This window comes from Butyrivibrio sp. AC2005 (assembly GCF_000424145.1).
GTDB lineage: Bacteria > Bacillota > Clostridia > Lachnospirales > Lachnospiraceae > Butyrivibrio.
In genome coordinates, this window is the sequence record NZ_AUJI01000013.1 from 30,762 (window position 1) to 50,601 (window position 19,840).

General features: G+C 38.4%; 13 protein-coding genes. All 13 read left to right on the forward strand.

Going from position 1 to position 19,840, the window contains the following annotated elements:
- Nucleotides 1-31 precede the first annotated feature (31 nt).
- Complete coding sequence (locus G602_RS0104360; RefSeq protein ID WP_026657857.1) at nucleotides 32-1,426, forward strand: sugar transferase; 1,395 nt, start codon at nucleotides 32-34, stop codon at nucleotides 1,424-1,426.
- A 15-nt stretch (nucleotides 1,427-1,441) separates the two neighbouring features.
- Entirely contained in the window at nucleotides 1,442-2,593 is a 1,152-nt protein-coding gene (locus tag G602_RS25165) for a glycosyltransferase family 4 protein (protein WP_044931028.1), read from the forward strand.
- A 30-nt stretch (nucleotides 2,594-2,623) separates the two neighbouring features.
- Entirely contained in the window at nucleotides 2,624-4,051 is a 1,428-nt protein-coding gene (locus G602_RS0104370; protein WP_026657858.1) for a sugar transferase, read from the forward strand.
- Between the two features lie 70 nt (nucleotides 4,052-4,121).
- Nucleotides 4,122-5,111, forward strand: coding sequence for a glycosyltransferase family 2 protein (locus tag G602_RS0104375; RefSeq protein ID WP_026657860.1), 990 nt, complete (start codon nucleotides 4,122-4,124; stop codon nucleotides 5,109-5,111).
- 52 nt (nucleotides 5,112-5,163) lie between these two features.
- The gene (locus tag G602_RS0104380) at nucleotides 5,164-5,850 is read left to right on the forward strand and encodes a polyphosphate polymerase domain-containing protein (protein ID WP_026657861.1); all 687 of its coding nucleotides are present in this window, start codon (nucleotides 5,164-5,166) and stop codon (nucleotides 5,848-5,850) included.
- A gap of 66 nt (nucleotides 5,851-5,916) precedes the next feature.
- A complete protein-coding gene (locus G602_RS0104385; protein WP_207638168.1) occupies nucleotides 5,917-6,561 on the forward strand; it encodes a DUF4956 domain-containing protein in 645 nt (214 codons plus the stop codon).
- Between the two features lie 4 nt (nucleotides 6,562-6,565).
- The gene (locus G602_RS0104390) at nucleotides 6,566-8,881 is read left to right on the forward strand and encodes a CotH kinase family protein (protein ID WP_155829685.1); all 2,316 of its coding nucleotides are present in this window, start codon (nucleotides 6,566-6,568) and stop codon (nucleotides 8,879-8,881) included.
- A 23-nt stretch (nucleotides 8,882-8,904) separates the two neighbouring features.
- A complete protein-coding gene (locus G602_RS0104395; RefSeq protein WP_026657864.1) occupies nucleotides 8,905-9,846 on the forward strand; it encodes a helix-turn-helix domain-containing protein in 942 nt (313 codons plus the stop codon).
- 249 nt (nucleotides 9,847-10,095) lie between these two features.
- Entirely contained in the window at nucleotides 10,096-11,538 is a 1,443-nt protein-coding gene (locus G602_RS0104400; RefSeq protein WP_026657865.1) for an ABC transporter substrate-binding protein, read from the forward strand.
- 88 nt (nucleotides 11,539-11,626) lie between these two features.
- Nucleotides 11,627-12,520 (forward strand): carbohydrate ABC transporter permease, encoded by an 894-nt coding sequence (locus G602_RS0104405; RefSeq protein WP_026657866.1) that lies wholly within the window; start codon nucleotides 11,627-11,629, stop codon nucleotides 12,518-12,520.
- Nucleotides 12,513-13,364: a carbohydrate ABC transporter permease gene (locus G602_RS0104410; RefSeq protein WP_026657868.1), complete on the forward strand. Its 852-nt coding sequence runs from the start codon at nucleotides 12,513-12,515 to the stop codon at nucleotides 13,362-13,364. The genes G602_RS0104405 and G602_RS0104410 overlap by 8 nt, the downstream gene beginning before the upstream one ends.
- A gap of 46 nt (nucleotides 13,365-13,410) precedes the next feature.
- Entirely contained in the window at nucleotides 13,411-16,479 is a 3,069-nt protein-coding gene (locus tag G602_RS0104415; RefSeq protein ID WP_026657869.1) for a glycoside hydrolase family 2 TIM barrel-domain containing protein, read from the forward strand.
- 531 nt (nucleotides 16,480-17,010) lie between these two features.
- The gene (locus G602_RS0104420; RefSeq protein ID WP_044931069.1) at nucleotides 17,011-19,785 is read left to right on the forward strand and encodes an FAD-dependent oxidoreductase; all 2,775 of its coding nucleotides are present in this window, start codon (nucleotides 17,011-17,013) and stop codon (nucleotides 19,783-19,785) included.
- Nucleotides 19,786-19,840 lie beyond the last annotated feature (55 nt).

The window sequence follows — 19,840 nt, forward strand, 5'->3', positions numbered from 1 at the left end:
GACGAAATAGAATTGGAATTTGGGGTTTTATATGAATCGTTCTAATGTTTCAGCATCTTTTGATGTAGTACATCTTATAATGGATATATTGTTCCAACTTATTGCTTTAGGTCTTACTGCACTTGTATGGGGGAGATTTGTGGCAAATGATGAGTGGGATAGTCTTTTATCCATGTTCGTTATTTTTTTAATAATCTTTCTTGTTTCAAACAGAGCATCTAATATTTACAATAATACATTGTTTTTTTATCTGGACAGGGTAATAAAGAGAGAATCTATGGCTTTTTTTACTGGGGCTTCAAGTGGTGTTTTGATATATTTCTTTTGCCTGGGATCATCAATTGAACCAAGCGTTTTACTTGGGTTTCTTACTGTATCATATTGTGTACTATTGCTGAAGATATTGCTATTCCGTAATATTATTGACAGAATTATAAATAGAAAGCATGTCCCGAGAGTTATTTATGTAGGTAGTAAAGATTCTTATAACAAATTTAGGTATTTTCTAAACAAGACCCCTTTGATGGTTAATGAAATCGGTTATGTCAGCTTTGATGATAATGATGAATCCATTGAGTACATAGGGTGTCTTTCAAATCTCGAACAGATTATTCGTAAATACAATATTGATCAAGTATTTATTTTACAGAAACGAGAGATGGATATTCCATATATTCAGAAGTATATTGATCTTTGTATTGAAATGGGTATTACATGCAGAGTAATTGTTGATATATACAGAAGGAGAAAAGCTTTTTCATATAACAGTAGTATTGGAACATATCCGATTATGACATATCATACGGTTTGCATGAATACCTGGGAGTCAGCATGCAAGCGTATTTTTGATATTTTATTTTCTATCGTAGGAATTATTTTGACTTCACCAATAATGCTTATTACCGCTATTGCCATTAAGCTTGATTCTCCGGGACCTGTTATTTTTAAACAGGTGCGTGTTGGCAAAAATGGCAGACATTTCAAGATATGGAAGTTCAGGAGTATGAACACTGATGCTGATGAACAGAAGGCTGAGCTCATGAAATATAATGAGGTTGAAGATGGCAGAATGTTCAAGATAAAGGATGATCCCCGTGTTACCAAAGTAGGCAGATTTATTCGCAAAACCAGCATTGATGAGCTTCCACAGTTTTTTAATGTGCTTTTTGGTTCTATGAGTTTTGTTGGAACAAGACCACCGACGCTTGATGAGGTTGAGAAATATACCACTGACCAGTGGAGAAGAATTAGCATAAAGCCAGGAATTACCGGAATGTGGCAGGCTAATGGTAGAAGTAATATTACTGATTTCGATGAGGTAGTAGGACTGGATGTCGATTATATTGATAATTGGAGCCTGTGGATGGATATTAAGATCTTATTCAAGACTGTTTCAGGGCTTGTAAAGCATGAAGGATCTTACTGATTTTTAGAGGATATTATGAAAATTGCGATGATTGGGCATAAGAGAATACCGTCCAGGGAGGGTGGAATAGAGATTGTTGTAGAAGAGCTCTCTACAAGACTTGTTCAAATGGGGCATTCTGTAACGGTATATAACCGAAAAGGTAAAAATGTAGCTGATAAAAATGCAGATAAGGAAGCTCATAAATTAAAGTCATATAAAGGAATAAGAATTGTTCATATTCCAACTCCGGATAAAAAGGCGTTGAATGCTGTAGTTTATTCTTTTCTTGCAACTATTGCTGCTTTATTAGGTAACTATGATGTAATTCATTATCATGCGGAAGGCCCTTGTTCGATGTTGGTAATACCTCATTTTTTTGGAATAAGGACAGTCGCAACTATTCATGGTCTTGATTGGCAGAGAGCTAAGTGGGGCGGATTTGCAACAAAATTTCTTAAGTTTGGTGAAAAGATTGCTGCGCGTTATGCGGATGAAGTAATTGTTCTTTCCAGAAACGTACAGCAGTATTTTTTGGACACATATAACAGGCAGACAATATATATTCCTAATGGAGTAAATAGAACAGAGTTTATCGAGCCTGACAGGATTGTTAAGAAGTTTGGTTTGGAAAAAGAGAAATATATCCTGTATCTTGGAAGGATTGTACCTGAAAAGGGCATAACATATCTGCTTGAAGCATATTCGATGATTGACACTGATATAAAGCTTGTAATAGCAGGAGGTGGAAGTCACTCAGGAGATTTTATGAAACAGGTTGAGAAGATGGCCGAAAAGGATGATCGTGTCATAATGACAGGTTTTGTCCAGGGAAATACTTTGGCTGAGCTCTTTAGTAATTGCTATATGTATGTTCTACCAAGCGATATAGAAGGTATGCCAATAAGTTTGCTTGAGGCTATGAGTTTTGGCAGAAGATGTCTTGCCAGTGATATTCCGGAGAATAAGGAAGCATGTCGTGAGTATGCCAAGTATTTTAAGAAATCTAATATTGAAGACCTCAGGGATAAATTGAGAGAATGTATAAATAACCCTGAAGGATTTTATTCATTCGATGAGATCATGGAATATTGTTACAAGAGATTTGACTGGAACAAGGTTACAGGAGCCAGTGTAAGACTTTATATTGATACAATTCTTAATGTTGAAAGGATCAATAACATATAAAGATTTGTTATTTGTGTTTTAGGAGTTTTTATGAATCAGAAACAGAAGGGAATACAGACATATGGCTTGTGGCTTTTGGATATAGCATGTATTTGCCTTACTTATCAGATTGCGACATGGGTGCGATTTTCTAACCGAAACGATTGGGGTAGTAAGTATCTTCATTATGCGACCCTGGTAATTTTTATATTGATAAGCACACTATATAGCTTTTTTAGGGACTGGAATGAAAATTATACACAGAGAGGATATCGCAAGGAATTCCTTGCTGTAGCCAAGTACATTGTGATCATGTTTGTGACTTCTCTGACAATAGCTTTCTTTTTGCAGTGGTCATACATCCTTTCAAGACGCGTGATTATTGATTTTGCCTGGATGAGTGTTCTATTGACATATATTGTCCATGTTTTATATAAGAAGTTCCTTTTAAGGCTTTATAATAATGGAACATATGCTTCTCAGGTGGTTATAATTGCTGAGAAGAATCAGATGAGAGATATTATTCAAAAGCTTCAGAATCAGATGTGGAGCATGGATTATAATATTGTAGGTGCTGCATATGCTGATGTAAAGGCTATAGATTCAAATGCTGAGCCCGAGATGATATGTGGGGTACCTGTTTTTGCAGGCTATAAGAATCTTACTGAGAAGATGGTAACTCTTTCCTTTGATGAGGTGTTTATATGTGCTCCAGACCTTCCAAGAGATTACATTAAGCCTATGGTTGAGGGCTTTAAGGAGATGGGAGTCAGCACCCATTACAGTCTGGACATCCCTGAGTTTGGTGGATCCGGAAATACAGGAAAATTCTGTAATTACAATGTCATAACTTATAGTGGTCCTGACTATAGTTATAAGAAGATGTTCGTAAAACGTGCAATAGATATTCTGGGAGCTTTAGTTGGTCTTATTCTTACTGTTATAATTACAGTGTTTGTGGCTCCTGCAATATGGCTGGAGGATCATGGTCCAGTATTCTTTTCTCAGGTAAGAATAGGAAAAAACGGCAGAAGATTTAAGATTTATAAATTCCGTTCTATGTATATGGATGCTGAGGAGCGTCTAAAGGATCTTCAGGTGAACAACGAGATGAAGGGACTTATGTTTAAAATGGAGAATGATCCCAGAGTCACAAAGGTTGGTAAATTCATCAGGAAGACCAGCCTTGATGAGTTTCCTCAGTTTTGGAATATCCTTAAGGGCGATATGAGCCTTGTTGGAACAAGACCACCCACGGAAAAAGAGTTTGAGCAGTACAATGAGTATTATCGCCGCCGTATCAGTATGACTCCGGGGCTTACAGGAATGTGGCAGGTTAGTGGTCGAAGTGATATTGATGATTTTGATGAAGTTGTAAAGCTTGATCTGGAGGCTATTGATAACTGGAGTCTTGCACTTGATTTTAAGATTCTGCTTATGACAGTGGTAGCTGTATTTGCTTCTAAAGGAGCAAAGTAATATATATTATTAGAGAGGATTCTTATTTAAGTAAAAATATATAGAAATAAAGGAATAATTTAGAAGTAATATGAATTATCTTATATCAGTAATTCTCACTGTTTATAACAGAGAACACTATATACATAGATGCATAGACAGTATATTGTCTCAGAAAAATGTCAATATTGAATTGATAATTGTTGATGATGGTAGTAAAGATTCTTCACCAGAAATTTGTGATGAATATGCTGCTAAAAATGTAAATGTTAAGGTTATTCATCAAAAAAATGCCGGCATTAGCGTAGCGAGAAATGTGGGCTTAGATAATGTAACAGGAGATTTCATTTTTTTTATGGATGATGATGATTTTCTTCCTGAAAATGCATTGCAATCTCTTTTGAATTTGTCAATTGAACATGAGGCAGATCTTGTTATTGGAAATTATGCATGGTATAAAGACGATGGTAGCTATTACAAGATGTCTAAAATCCCGGAAAAGTATTGCAATAAACTTATTAGTAATCGTGAAGTTTGTGAGTTGCTGTTATATACATATCAAACATGGGTAATAATTGTAAACTGGGGAAAACTATATAGAAAACAAGTTTGGGATAATATTAGATTTCCGGCTGAAATAAATAAAAGTGAAGATCAGTTTGTTTTTGTAGATTTAATGGAATCATGTAAAAAGATATATCTAACTGATCAGGTGGTATATAATCAGGTTCTTTCTAAACGAAGTATTTCACGGAGTAAATATGCAAGGTGGCATTTATTTCATGCTGCAGGGGTTTCAGAAATTATCAAATACCTCATTTCAAAGGGGTATTTTGATATTGCCATGTACAAATTTGGAATGGGGACCAGAGACATTATATTTTTTCGCAAAGTTTTGAAGGATGAAATAAGTAAGAAGGAAATAAAGAGACTATATGGAGTCTATTGTAATCTTGCAAAAGAATTAGCACCCCATGTCAATTTTAAAACAAAAATGAGATTATTATTTTTCAGGTGCTCTTTAAAAGGTTATGCTTATTTTCAGGTAAAACATGGAAAAAAGTTTGCAAGGCAAGCATGAGTTAGGCTAGTTGATAGTGATAAAGTTTGAGAAGAAACAATAAAAAGTATAAATGATAAGAAATAATAGTCGATGTGAAAAGAAATTCTATATCAGTATTACAGAATACTATTATATAAAACAGTTGGTACAGACTTTGATGGAGCCTGATCCACACATGAGAGATAAAGACCGGTATTATGTAAGAAGCTTGTACTTTGATTCTGTTGATAACATAGATTATTATTCAAAGCTTTCAGGTATTGAAGAAAGAAAAAAGATAAGACTTCGCATTTATGATATTGCTGATACTGCTGTAAAGCTTGAAATAAAGAATCGTCATAGTGATTATATTGAAAAGGAATCTTCAGCAATTACTAAAAAGGATGCGATTTCAGTTATAAATGGAGATTATTCCTGTCTTGAAACATATACTGATAGCATTGTTATAAAAGCACATAATATCATGACTGGACAGGTTTATAAGCCTAAAGTAATTGTTGATTATGATAGGGAGGCCTATGTTTATCCTGAGCATAATGTAAGAGTTACCTTTGATAAGTATATTCGAGGTGCTTTTTCTGATCGGTTGTTTGATGGGAATATTGGAATGGTTCCTATTATCAGAGAACCCATATTGGTAATGGAAGTAAAATATGATAGGATATTACCTGAATTTATTAAGCAAGCCATTAGCTCAGCTATTTCTCATCATTCTGCTATAAGTAAGTATTGTATGGTAAGAGAAGTATTAGCTTAAGTAATGATTTTATAGTCTAAAAGGAATTTTGATTTAAGAATGAGTAAACGAGAGTTACTATATTATTTGCTAGAAAATAATACAAATATCTCAATTGAAGAGATTGCGATTGGGTTAATAATGTCAGTACTTCTGGCATTTTTTATTTGCTTTGTTTATAAGAAAACTTATACCGGAGTAATGTATTCTAAAAACTTCAATGTTACATTATTGCTGGTAACTATCATTACAACGATGGTAATGATGATAATAGGCAGTAACCTGGCGCTTTCTCTTGGTATGGTAGGTGCACTTTCTATCATCAGATTCAGAACTGCTGTTAAGGATACGAAGGATAGTGCCTTTATTTTTTGGACGATAGCAGTCGGGATAGCTTGCGGATCAGGTATTTACATGATTGCGATTCTTGGAAGTATTATTATTGCAGTCATCCTTTTCTTCATAAGTAAGGGCGTTTTTGATGATACAACATATCTGGTCATAGTACATACAGATGAGAATGTTGATGTAGATAAAGTAACTGACATTATTGAAAAGCATTGCAAAAGAACTAATCTAAAAATGAAAAATGTTAATTCGCAAGGGACGGATATAACTTATGAGGTGTCCTTTAGCAAAGGGGAGGATTCCGAAATAACTAAAGAAATCAAGGAAATTGATGGGATTAAAGCAATTAACATAGTTACTTATAACGGAGAAATTGCGGGGTAATATTTTGAAGAACCGTTATTTTTACAGATTAACCGGTAGCATACTATTGATGCTTCTGGTTTTTCTTTTAATAATCTGTATTAAATCTGAATATAGAGATATTAATGCCTATGCTGAAAATGCAACAGGAATTACTCTTTGCATAAATGAAATTATGTATGAAAATCTGGGTCAGCAGTTAGATGCAGACGGAGATAACAGCGATTGGATTGAAATATATAATTATGGATCAGAATCTGTCAATCTTTATGGTATTTCAATTTCGGATCATGTTGGGGATAAAGTGAGATGGCATTTTCCAGATTATGAACTTGGGGCAGGAGATTATCTTATAGTATGGGCTTCAGGAAAAAATAAGGTTACAGATGATGGGGAGATGCATACTAATTTTTTGATTAATTCTTCTGACAGAATAACCTTATATGATGAGAAAAACAATTCTATTGATGAAATGGAGATTAATTCTGATGTTCAACCCGGGATATCAGCCGGAAGACCGGTAAAAGAACCACAGGTACTTGCCATTCTTTCAAATAATTCACCGGGACTTCCTAATAATGCTAAGCTGATTTCTTATGTATCAAGAGTAGATGCCAAGTTGGAAGCACCTTCTTTTTCAGTACAGTCGGGGATATACAACGAAGAATTTGAATTGGAACTATCTGCAAATGATAAAGAAAGTGTGATTGTTTATACGTTGGATGGTTCAGAGCCTGATGAAAATTCGCATATTTATAAAGAACCTTTGATAATAAGAGATAGAAGTAACGAGAAAAATTTAATCGGAGATACAAAGACCACCCATGATTATCTGTTTAGTAAGAAGTGGGAAAACTCATATAATTACAAAGGTACAGTGGTAAGAGCCAGAACTTTAAAGGACGGAGTAATATCTAAAGAAATATCTACTGAATCCTTTTTTATAGATCCCAAAACAACCATGAATATAGTTTCATTGACAGTAAATCCGGATGATATGTTTGATGAATGGGATGGTCTGTATGTTCCCGGCGAAACTTATTATTTATGGAAAAAATATAATAAAAGCATTCAGAATTCATTCTCTACACCTTCAAATTATTATTCGGATAAAAAGGTAAATGCGCATGTTCAGATTTTTAGTAAAGAAGGAGCGCTTAAAGCTGATAATGATGTAAAGCTGAAGTTAGCTGGTTCGGCATCAAAATCCAGTGCTGCAAAGGGATTAAGACTCATAGTTAATGATGAAGATTCCGGTTTTGATACCGGTATATTTGAACTACTTCCGATAGCTGCAACTGAAAAAGAACATAGTCTTTATGATGAAGATAAAGCAAATAATTCTGATATTGAATCATATGATGCTAATGCAATTACATTAAGACCAAGTGGATCGGATTTTAACAGTACCATGTTTTGCGACGTGTTATCGCAATCTCTTATAGCCGGAAATCTGGATGTTCCGTATCTTGCTGCAGAGCCTGCGGTGCTTTTTATCAATGGAGAATACTGGGGAATACATAATATCAGGGAAGTATGCAATGAGGATTATTTTTACAGGCACTATGGAATCGATAGTGAAAATCTGAATTTGATCAATCTTAATATTGGTACAGTTCCGCATGTGACAGAGATAGTTGCCGGTACGGATGAAGACCTTCAGGATTATTATGATTTGGTTGAATATGTTAAAACGCATGATATGAATGCACAGGCTAATTACGCATATTTTTGTGACAGGATGGATGTTGATAATCTTATTGATTACTTAGTGGTAGAAATTTATTTTGCAAATTTTGACTGGCCTGGGAATAATTATCGTATCTGGAGAGCTGATCAGTCTGATTCTGATTATGGAGATAATAAATGGAGATTCTTTCTGTTTGACCTGGATAAAGCATTTAGATATGCTGATTTTAATTCATTGGAATATCTTTTTGAAGAAAATTATGATGAATCAATTCTGGAAGGAATGAGTCATTATCATGATGAGAACAGGGAGCTTTTTTATAGTCTTATAAAAAATAAAAACTTTTCAGATAAGTTTAATAATAGGCTGAATGAATGTTTGGATACTTGCTTTTCAGAAGGAAAGGTAATTAGTCAGATTGATAAATTGTCTGCTATGTATGCACCGGAGATGGAATCGCATTTTTTACGATGGCACACTACTGATGGATGGCTGAAAAAGCTTAAAAACATGATAAAACCTGGTTGGTCAGAAGATGACATTTATACAGTAAAGAATTGGGAAAATAATGTAGAATCCATAAAGGATTTTGCAAAGAAAAGAAACCTGGTATTGCGAAATTATATAATTCAATATCAAGAAGGTAACTGAAGATTTTGTGGTAATATATTTTTATGGGAAGAAAAAAGAAACCAACAATTGAATTTAGATTTTACGAGATTCCGCAGGGTAAAAGCTGCCTTGCTCTTCTTGGTGAGAAGTGGATAAGGGTTTATGGAGAAGGCGAAAATATGCTTCATTTCCATAATCTTTATGAAGTTGGATATTGTAGATATGGCGACGGTGTAATGACACTTGATGAAAAGGCTTGTGATTATGAGTCGGACATGTTTTCTCTTATTCCACCAAATTATCCGCATACTACAACCAGTGAGAAAGAGAACTTTTGGGAGTATTTCTTTTTTGATGCTGAAGCAATTATAAAGCTGATCTATCCGGATAATATTTCAAAACAAAGGGAAGCGACAGCTATTATCAATAAACGGGCTGATTTGATTCATTCTGAAGAGCATCCTGAGATGGCAGAAATAATTAAACTTATAATGGAGGAAATGAGAGATGAGCGTCCCTATTACAAGGAGACGACGCAAAATCTGATAAAAGTACTTATAAGTTATATTATGCGAATTCATAAGTCCATGAATGCCGAAAATTCCACCATTACAGAGCTGGATACCGGTGGAGATATGATGAGCATAAAGCCTGCTATTGAGTATATTGAGGAAAAATATGCAGAGGAGATTAGGGCTTTAGATCTTGCTAATGTGTGTAATATGAGTGAAACGCACTTTAGGCGAACCTTTGCTGAAATAATCAATATGGCTCCGATGGACTATCTTAACCTTGTCAGGGTTCAGAAGGCCTGTGACACAATGAAGAAAACTGAGCATTCCATGGAGATTGTTGCTGTTGAATGCGGTTTCGGCAATGTGTCAACTTTTAACAGGAATTTTAAAAAGTACTTAGGCACTTCGCCATATCAATGGAAGAAAAACAAGGATAATTATGTCGGAAAGCTCCTGGATTACAATATTCATGCCCTAAAAGGCTGGTAAGGCTTAAAATGGGCAACTTAATGGTTTAAGTTTATTAATATTCTGTTCAAATTTTATTCATAATTGGTCGAAAATGCACATTTTAGTAATTAAAATGTGCATTATTTTTTTGACTCGTTGGTATAATATACATATATTTGATTCGGAAAGAGATTATTTCAGTCAAAATGCCTAAAACTCATCTGACATAATCTTAAGAAATGAATCAGGTACTAATAATAATTTATTTTCATTAGGGAGGACAGAATAATGAAAAGAAAAGCATTATCTATGGTACTTGCATCTGCTATGACACTTTCCATGATCGCTGGTTGCGGCGGAAACGGTGGAGCAGATACAGCAACTGACACAACAGAGAAGACAGAGACAACAGAGACAACAGAGAGCACAGATTCTGCAGAGACTACAGAAGAGACAGCAACTGAAGAAGCAGCTACAGAAGAGGCTGCTCCTACAGCAGATGTTTCATCTGAGGGCGAGCATGAGCTTTCAGTATATGCTTGGGATGAGAACTTCAATATCCCTGCATTGAAGGCAGCAGAGAAGGCTTATCAGACAGTAGATCCTGAGTTCACTCTGAACATCATCACACAGTCAGGTTCACAGGACGTTGAGCAGGCAGTTACACTTGCTGCAGCTGCTGGCGATTTCAGCACACTTCCTGATATTGTTCTTTTCCAGGATCACTACATTCAGAAGTTCGTAGCTGATTATCCGGATGCATGGCAGGATATCGATGATGCCGGTATCGATTGGTCAAACTTAGGTGCTGAGAAGATTTCTTACAGCACAATCGGTGGTAAGCACTATGGTGCACCTGTTGATAACGGAACAGCAATCTTTGCATATCGTACAGATATCCTTGAGCAGTGCGGTTACACACTTGATGATGTAACAGGTATCTCATGGGATAGATGGCTTGAGATTGCTAAGGATGTACATGATCAGACTGGCATGGCTATGCTTTCCATGGACCACTCAGGTGATGATCTTCCTTACATGATGCTTCAGGCTGAAGGCGAGTCACAGTGGACAGATAATACAACTCCTAACCTTGTAGGCAACGATAAGTTCAAGAAGATTATCGAAGTTATCGTACAGGGTGCTAATGATGGTTCTATCATCCTTGCAAACAGCTGGAGTGAGTACACAGATCAGACTATCCAGGGCGACCAGGTTGCAGGTGTTATGAATGGTAACTGGATTATTCCTACAATTGAGCAGGTTGCTGACAACAGTGGTAAGTGGGCAATCACAACACTTCCTACAATCGATGGTGGAAAAGAAGGTTATGCTGCAAACGGTGGTTCATCTCTTTATGTAACTGCTAACTGCACAAAGCCTGAGCTTGCAAAGGCATTCCTTGCTTACACATTTGGCGGTGGAGACGGAGCTATAGAGACATATGACGCAGCACTTACAGATGGTGGTGTTATCACAACATGCATCTCAGCTGGTAAGTCTGATGTATATGCTAAGGGCGTTGACTTCTTCAATGGTCAGGCTATCTACGCTGACATCGTTGAGATGGGTTCACACGTTCCGGTAATTCAGCAGAGTGATTTCCATTACAACCTTCGTACTCTTGTAAATACTCTTATTACAAACGTACAGAATGGTAACGACATTGATTCTGAGATTCAGGCTGCACAGGAGCAGATTGAGTTTGAGATCGCTGGTTCACAGAACTAATTTATAGATATTGTAAGTTGTATTTAAACCGGGGAATCGGGATTTTCCGATCCCCGGTTTTGTAAAATAAAGAAAAGGAGCGGTTAGGATGAAAACAGGTAAGTCCGTTACTGCAAAACAGAAAACAGCCGGTTGGATGTTTCTTGCGATTGCATCCATAATGATTTTTATATTCAGCTTTTATCCGATGGTTTCAGCCCTCATCATGTCATTTAAGACAGGTTCAGCGGCTTCAATGAAATGGGCAAATCCCATTACTTTTAACTACACTCGTATGTTCCAGGACAAGACTTTTATGAAGTCTGTCGGAAACACTTTTTTGTATCTGATAATTCAAGTACCGATAATGCTGGTGCTGGCAATACTTCTTGCGCAGCTCCTTAATAATAAAGACCTTAAGTTCAGGGGACTTTTCCGTACAATGGTATTCTTACCGTGCGCAATTTCTCTTGTATCATATGCCCTTATATTCAGAACACTTTTTGCTACACAGGGTCTTGTAAATATGACTCTGATGAATATGGGACTTATAAGTGAAAATATTAACTGGCTTGGTCAGACCGATACAGCAAGATTTGTAATTATATTTGCTCTTATCTGGAGATGGACAGGTTATAACATGGTATTCTTCCTGGCAGGACTTCAGAATATTGAATATTCTGTATACGAAGCAGCGAAGATAGATGGAGCAACAGGCTGGAAGACCTTCTGGCATATTACAGTGCCGCTTCTTCGCCCGGTAATCATTATGACCTTCATTATGTCAATCAATGGTACATTGCAGTTGTTCGATGAGTCTGTAAACCTGACAAACGGTGGACCTGCAAATACCACAATCACTATGTCACATTATGTATATAACAATGCCTTCGGAACCGGTGTTGCTAACTTTGGATATGCATCCGCAATGTCATTCTTTATCTTTATCCTGGTTGCTATCCTTGCCTTTATCAACTTGAAAGTAGGTGATACACGTGACTAATAAGAAGAATAGATCAAATATACAAAGAAGACTGATACCCAGTTATATATTTCTTACTCTTTTTTCACTGTTTTCTGTATTCCCGCTGTTCTGGATGGTTACAGCAGCTACAAATGCTACAGTAGATGTTGCAAGAGGTAAGATCTGGTTTGGAACACATGCAGCTGAAAACTTTAAAAATCTGCTTAGTACAGCAGCAGCACAGGGGGCAGGCGCTTCACTTTGGAAGTTCATGGGCAACTCCTTTACATATGCAACAGTACAGACTTTGTTATGTATTCTTATCTGCTCACTGGCCGGCTATGGCTTTGAGCTCTATCATGACAAGGGTAAGGATTTCCTGTTTGCAATACTGCTTATGGCTATGATGATTCCCGGTGTTGCAACTATGATTCCTATGTTCAGAATGATGAGTAAACTTCATTTCTTGAACCAGGTATGGGGATTTGTACTACCTGCTATATCTACACCGTTTATGATTATGATGTTCAGACAGAACAGCCGTAATTTCCCTGTTGATATTATGGAAGCAGCCAGAATTGACGGCCTTTCTGAATTCGCAATCTTTTTCCGTATGTATATGCCGGTTATGAAATCTACATATGCTGCAGCTGCGGTTATTACATTCATGAATGCATGGAACGCATATCTGTGGCCCAGAGTTGTACTTACAGAGAACAAAGCACAGACTATGCCGATTCTGATTGCCAATATGTCTAACGGTTATACTGTCGATTATGGAATGCTTATGATGGGCGTATTATTCTGCTCATTACCGACCATGATTATATTCTTCGTATTGCAGAAGCAGTTCGCAGAAGGTATTACAGGTGCTGTTAAGTAATCATTTTGCGTAGAATAAAACTTTTGTTATGACGAGGATGTTATTTATGAAAGAGTTTAATTACGATATAGTTAAAAATCCCGAGGTTTTCCAGCAAAATAGACTTCCTGCACATTCAGATTATGTGGCGTTTAAGTCTATGGCAGAGCTTATGACGGGGGAGACAAGCTATAGATTATCTTTGGATGGCGTATGGCATTTTCATTATTCTAAAAATGTTAATGACGCTCCAAAGAATTTCTGGGAAAAAGATTATGATACCACCACCTGGGACAGGATAAATGTTCCTGCGCATATCCAGATGGAAGGGTATGATAAGCCTCAATATGTAAATATTCAGTATCCCTGGGATGGATCTGAGGATTTAAGACCCGGTGATATTCCGGAGAGATTTAATCCGGTGGCTGACTATGTAAAGCTTTTCACACTTCCTAAGGATTTCAAGGGAGAGAAAATCTGCATATCCTTCCAGGGAGTGGAGAGTGGATTTGCTCTTTGGTTAAATGGAAAATACATTGGATATAGTGAAGACAGCTTTGATCCTTCAGAGTTTGATCTTACGGAAGCTCTTGTTAAGGGAGAAAATAAGCTTGCTGTGAGAGTTTTTAAGTGGACTTCAAGCAGCTGGTGCGAGGATCAGGATTTCTTCAGATTTTCAGGTATTTTCAGAAGCGTATATCTGTTTGCAGTACCTAAGGTTCATGTTTCAGATCTTACAATTGAAACCGGATTATCTGATGATTTTAAAACTGCTCATCTTGAAATCAGTGCAGAAACATCAGGAAGCGGAATGATGGAATTAAGACTCTTATACAAGGGCGAAAAAGTTCTTGAGGGAAAAATACCGCTTTCCGAAACCGGAAAAACGACCGGAAGCTGTGATTTTGAGAAGATTTATTTGTGGAGCGCCGAGGAACCGAATCTTTATGAGCTCTATTTAACCATCACTGATGTCAGGGGTGTAGCTTACGAAGTTATCCGTCAGTATGTTGGACTTAGAAAGTTCGAGATGAAAAACGGGCTCATGCATCTTAATGGAAAGCGCATAGTATTCAAGGGCGTAAACCGTCATGAATTCAGTCATGTTAATGGACGTGTTCCCAACAGGGATGAGCTTATACAGGATATTGTTACAATGAAAAGAAACAATATCAATGCAATAAGAACAAGTCATTATCCTGATGATAGTGCGCTTTATGAGCTGTGTGATATCTATGGTCTTTACATGATTGCCGAAAGTAATCTTGAGACTCACGGTACCTGGGAGCCTTTTGAGAGAGGTATTGAGACGGAAGACTTTATAGTTCCGCGAGATAGAGAAGAGTGGAAGGAGATGCTCCTTGACAGAATAGATTCATGCTATCACAGAAACAAGAACCATCCGTCGATTCTCATATGGTCAATAGGTAATGAAGCTTTTGGAGGAACTGTTCCATATGCTATGAGCCAGCGTTTTAAAGAGCATGATAGCACAAGGCTTGTTCATTATGAAGGACTTTTCCATGACAGAAGATTTAATGATACTTCGGATATGGAGAGCCAGATGTATCCTTCAGTGGAGATGATAAAGGAACACCTTAAGAAGGATAAAAAGAAGCCGTTTATATGCTGTGAGTACACTCATGCAATGGGTAACTCCTGCGGCGGAATGCATCTTTATACAGACCTTACGGATACCGAGCCCAGATATCAGGGCGGATTTATATGGGATTATATAGATCAGAGTATCCTTAAGAAAGACAGATACGGCAAGTATTTTGAAGCCTACGGCGGAGATTTTGGTGACAGACCTACAGATTATAATTTCAGCGGCAACGGTATTGCGTATGGTGACAGGACACCTTCTCCTAAGATGCAGGAGGTAAAATTCAATTACCAGAATATCTCTGTTGTATTTGAAAAGAACAAGTTCAAGGTAATAAATAAAAATCTGTTTGTTAATACGGATTCTTTTGATGCCAAGCTTACTCTTTTGGCAAATGGTAAGAAAATATGTGAAGCTGGCATGGATATAGAGGTTAAGCCTTTATCTACCAAATCCTTTAATATTCCGGCTGTTATAACAGAAGCTATGATGGAATATGAGAACGGATATCAGCTTACATCAGGAAACCTTGAGTTTGTGCTCATAGTTTCGTTTAGCTTAAAAGAGAATACTCTTTGGGCAAAGGCCGGATATGAGGTTGCCTTTGGACAGACCGTTCTTAAAAAGGTATCCAAGCCTGTTAAATGCAACAGTAAGCTTAGAGTTGTGCATGGCAAAAATAACATAGGAATTCATGGGGATGAATTTTCAGCACTGTTTTCTGTTATGGGGGCAGGACTTTGCTCATATGTTTATGCCGGCAGAGAGATGATCGAGAAGGCACCTGCTCCGAATTTCTGGAGAGCACCTAACGATAATGATAATGGAAGTAAGATGCAACAGCGTTACGCTCAGTGGAAAATTGCCAGCATGTATCCTTCAATCTCCGGAAAGCCGGATTGTGCTCCCTTTGTTCCTGAGATGACTGAGGAAAAGAATAGTGTAAAGATTTCTTACAGATACTATCTTCCCACATCTCCTGAGTCAGAAGTGTCAGTTACCTACGAGGTATACGGAGATGGCACTATCAGAATTGATATGAATTACGAAGCTGTTGAGGGACTTCCCGACATGCCTGAGTTTGGAATGCTCTTTAAACTAAGTGCAGATTATGACAACCTGACCTGGTATGGTCTTGGGGCTGAAGAAACTTACCAGGACAGAAAGCGTGGCGGTAAGATCGGTATTTATAGCAACAAGGTCGCTGATAATATGGCTAAGTATCTTGTTCCGCAGGAATGTGGTAATAAGTGCGATGTTCGCTGGGCTAAGGTGACTGATATGAAGGGCAGAGGAATGGAGTTCTTCGGGGATAACATTTCCTTTAGTGCACTTCCTTACACACCTCATGAGCTTGAGAATGCAATGCATGATTATGAGCTTCCGCAGGTTCATTACACTGTAGTCAGAGCAGCCATGCAGCAGATGGGTATTGCCGGCGATGACAGCTGGGGAGCAAGACCTCATCCGGAGGACAGACTTCCGGAAGGAAAAGATCTTAAGTTTACATTCTGGTTCAAAGGTATTTGAGTAGGTATTTTTGAAGGTATTTTTGAAGGTATTTTTTAGGGTATAGTTTTATATTATTTTAATTAGGGTATATTTTTACACCCCTCATCCGGCACTTCGTGCCACCTTCTTCGCTCCGCTTCGGTCGGCGCAAAGCTATCGTCCCCCGGACGATGTGCGCCCCCAGAGGGGGAAGGCAATTCTTAGGCGGTTGTATTTAGCTGACTTAAGACATGCCTTCCCCTTGGGGGGAGGCTATTCTTAGGCGGTTGTATTTAGCTGACTTAAGACATGCCTTCCCCTTGGGGGGAGGCTATTCTTAGGCGGTTGTATTTAGCTGACTTAAGATACGCCTTCCCCTTGGGGGGAAGGTGGCGCGGTAGCGCCGGATGAGGGGATTTACGTAGAGCACTTAGCGAGGTGTTTTGCGAGCTTAGTGCGAACCATGCAAGTTCACTTGGCGAGGTTTTGTCGAGCCTAGTGAAGCTTGTTTTAAGGAGTTTGGAATAATTTATGGGAAGAAGTATGAAAGAGTGGAAAATCGGCGATCCGATGATCAATGAAAATGATTATTGGCAGGATCCGAATTATGTAGCAGAGGATCCTGAAAAAGAAAAGCTGGTTTTAAAGCTTGCAACAATGGTAACAGACCGTTATGTAAAAAAGCTGACGGGAAAAATAAATAACAGGGATCCTGAGTATTGGATGCTCGATATGATCCTTAATAAGGAACAGGTTGAATTTCTGATAAATTTCAAGAAGACCAGAGTTCCCTACAGCATAGAAGAACTTGCTAAGATGAACAACATGACTGTGGAAGAAACTCAGAAGATGGTTGACCGACTTGTCTGGATCGGAATCATTGAGATGAACAGAGCAAAGACTGCGGATAAGCATAAGCAATATGAGCTTCCGATTTTTGTTCCCGGATCTGCCGAGTTTATGATGATGCAGGATAAGCTTACGGATGAATTCCCACAGCTTGCAACCTTCTTTAACCTGATGACACAGCTTCCCCTTGGCGGAATAACACAGATGGTACCGCCCGGAGGAGCCGGCGTGGGAATGCATGTTATTCCGGTTGAAAAGGCTATAAGCATAGAAAACAAGTCCGTTCCGGTTGAACATCTGTCACGTTGGATTGATATGTATGATAAATACGGAATATCTGAGTGCTCATGCAGAAAACAGCAGACAATGAGAGGCGAAGGAAGTGGTGAAATTCGCGGAGATTACTGCATCGGTATGGGTGATATGGCTGAGTATATGGACAGCCGCGGAATTGGTCACTATGTTACCAAGGAAGAAGTATATGAGATTCTTGAAAGAGCAGAGCGTCACGGATATGTTCATCAGATAACCAATATTGATGGGGAAGGCAAGATTGTTGCGATATGTAACTGCGCACCCGGTGTATGTAATGCACTAAGAACATCTCAGCTTTATAACACGCCTAACTTATCAGCTTCAGCTTATCGTGCACATGTTGATAAGGAGAAGTGTGTAGCTTGCGGAAAATGCGTGGAAGTATGTCCTGCCGGAGCAGCCAAGCTTGGACAGAAGCTTTGTAAAAAGAACGGCTCAGAGGTTAAGTATCCCAAGGTTGAACTTCCGGATGCAAAGAAGTGGGGACCTGAAAAGTGGAACTATAATTTCCGCGATGATAATAAGATTAACTGCTATGAGACAGGTACAGCACCATGTAAAACCGCATGTCCCGTGCATCTTTCCGTACAGGGATACATTAAAATGGCTGCTGAGGGCAGATACGAAGATGCTCTTAAGCTTATAAAGCAGGATAATCCGCTTCCCATGATCTGCGGTGCTGTCTGCAACAGAAGATGTGAAGATGCCTGCACCAGAGGCACTATCGACCAGCCGCTTGCAATCGATGAGATCAAGAAGTTTATTGCTTCACTTGATCTTAAGAAGGAGGACAGATATGTTCCTCTTTGTGAAAAGCATGACGGCGGACTGTGGGGAGATGAATTCAAACTTGCTGTTATTGGCGCAGGTCCTGCAGGACTTTCTGCTGCATATTTTGCAAGAAGAGATGGATATCCCGTAACAGTATTTGAGAAAGAAAAGAGAGCCGGTGGAATGTTAATGAATGGCATTCCGAGCTACAGACTTGAAAAAGATATTATCGAAGCCGAGATAGATGTAATCAGCCAGATGGGAGTAGAGTTTAAGTACGGCGTTGAGGTCGGAAAAGACGTAACAATCGATGAGCTGAGAAAACAGGGCTACAAAGCTTTCTTTATCGCTATTGGTTGTCAGGGAGGAAGATTTGTAGGAGTGCCCGGGGAGGATGCAGATGGTGTCCAGACCGGTGTAGACTTCCTTCGAAAAGTTAATCTTGACCACAGTGTGAGATTAACAGGAGAGACTGTTGTTGTCGGTGGTGGAAATGTAGCCATTGATGTAGTAAGAACTGCTGTAAGAGCAGGTGCCTCAAAAGTCACAATGCTGTGCCTTGAAAGTGAGGCAGAAATGCCTGCTGCAAAAGATGAAGTACACGAAGCGAAGGAAGAAGGCATTGATATTAAGAATGGATGGGGACCAAAGGAAATCCTTACCGAGAATGGAAAAGTTACAGGAATCGTATTTAAACGTTGTACTTCTGTAAAGGATGCCGACGGAAGATTTAACCCTAAGTATGATGAAAATGATACAATCACGCTCAACTGCGAAAATGTTCTTCTTTCAGTTGGCCAGTCCATCGTCTGGGGCAATCTTCTTAAGGGAACAAAGGTTGAACTTAGACCAAATGGTGGAGCTATTGCAGATCCGCTTACATTACAGACTGCAGAGCCTGATATTTTCGTTGGTGGTGATGTGTTTACAGGCCCGAGATTTGCTATTGATGCTATAGCAGGTGGACGTGAAGCAGCTGTTTCAATGAACAGATTTGTTCATCCCGGAAACAGGCTGGATCTTGCCAGAGACAGAAGAGAGTTTATTGAGCTGGATAAGGAAGATATCAGGGTTGAAAGCTTTGATAATGCTCCTCGTCAGATTCCGGGAACCAAGGCAGGCGTAGCAAAAGATACCTTTGATGATCTGAGACTTACTCTTACGGAAGCACAGGTTAAAACTGAGGCAAACAGATGTCTTGGCTGCGGCGCTACAACAGTTGATGAGCATAAATGTATTGGTTGTGGTCTTTGCACAACAAAATGTGAATTTGATGCTATTCATCTTAGTCGTGATATACCTGAAGCAAGTACCATGATTCGTGCTGAGGACAAAATGAAGAAGGTAGGACCTTATGCTGCTAAGAGAGCAGGGAAGATACTGATTAATCGAGTAACAGGTAAGAAATAAATTAGTGTAATGGGCGTTTTGGCATTATTGTCAAAACGCCTATTTTATGGTATAT

Excerpts from the sequence above, each read along its gene's own strand:
- G602_RS0104360 (WP_026657857.1), top strand. The coding sequence starts at position 32 with ATGAATCGTTCTAATGTTTCAGCATCTTTTGATGTAGTACATCTTATA.
- G602_RS25165 (WP_044931028.1), top strand. The coding sequence starts at position 1,442 with ATGAAAATTGCGATGATTGGGCATAAGAGAATACCGTCCAGGGAGGGT.
- G602_RS0104370 (WP_026657858.1), top strand. The coding sequence starts at position 2,624 with ATGAATCAGAAACAGAAGGGAATACAGACATATGGCTTGTGGCTTTTG.
- G602_RS0104375 (WP_026657860.1), top strand. The coding sequence starts at position 4,122 with ATGAATTATCTTATATCAGTAATTCTCACTGTTTATAACAGAGAACAC.
- G602_RS0104380 (WP_026657861.1), top strand. The coding sequence starts at position 5,164 with ATGATAAGAAATAATAGTCGATGTGAAAAGAAATTCTATATCAGTATT.
- G602_RS0104395 (WP_026657864.1), top strand. The coding sequence starts at position 8,905 with ATGGGAAGAAAAAAGAAACCAACAATTGAATTTAGATTTTACGAGATT.
- G602_RS0104400 (WP_026657865.1), top strand. The coding sequence starts at position 10,096 with ATGAAAAGAAAAGCATTATCTATGGTACTTGCATCTGCTATGACACTT.
- G602_RS0104405 (WP_026657866.1), top strand. The coding sequence starts at position 11,627 with ATGAAAACAGGTAAGTCCGTTACTGCAAAACAGAAAACAGCCGGTTGG.
- G602_RS0104415 (WP_026657869.1), top strand. The coding sequence starts at position 13,411 with ATGAAAGAGTTTAATTACGATATAGTTAAAAATCCCGAGGTTTTCCAG.
- G602_RS0104420 (WP_044931069.1), top strand. The coding sequence starts at position 17,011 with ATGATCAATGAAAATGATTATTGGCAGGATCCGAATTATGTAGCAGAG.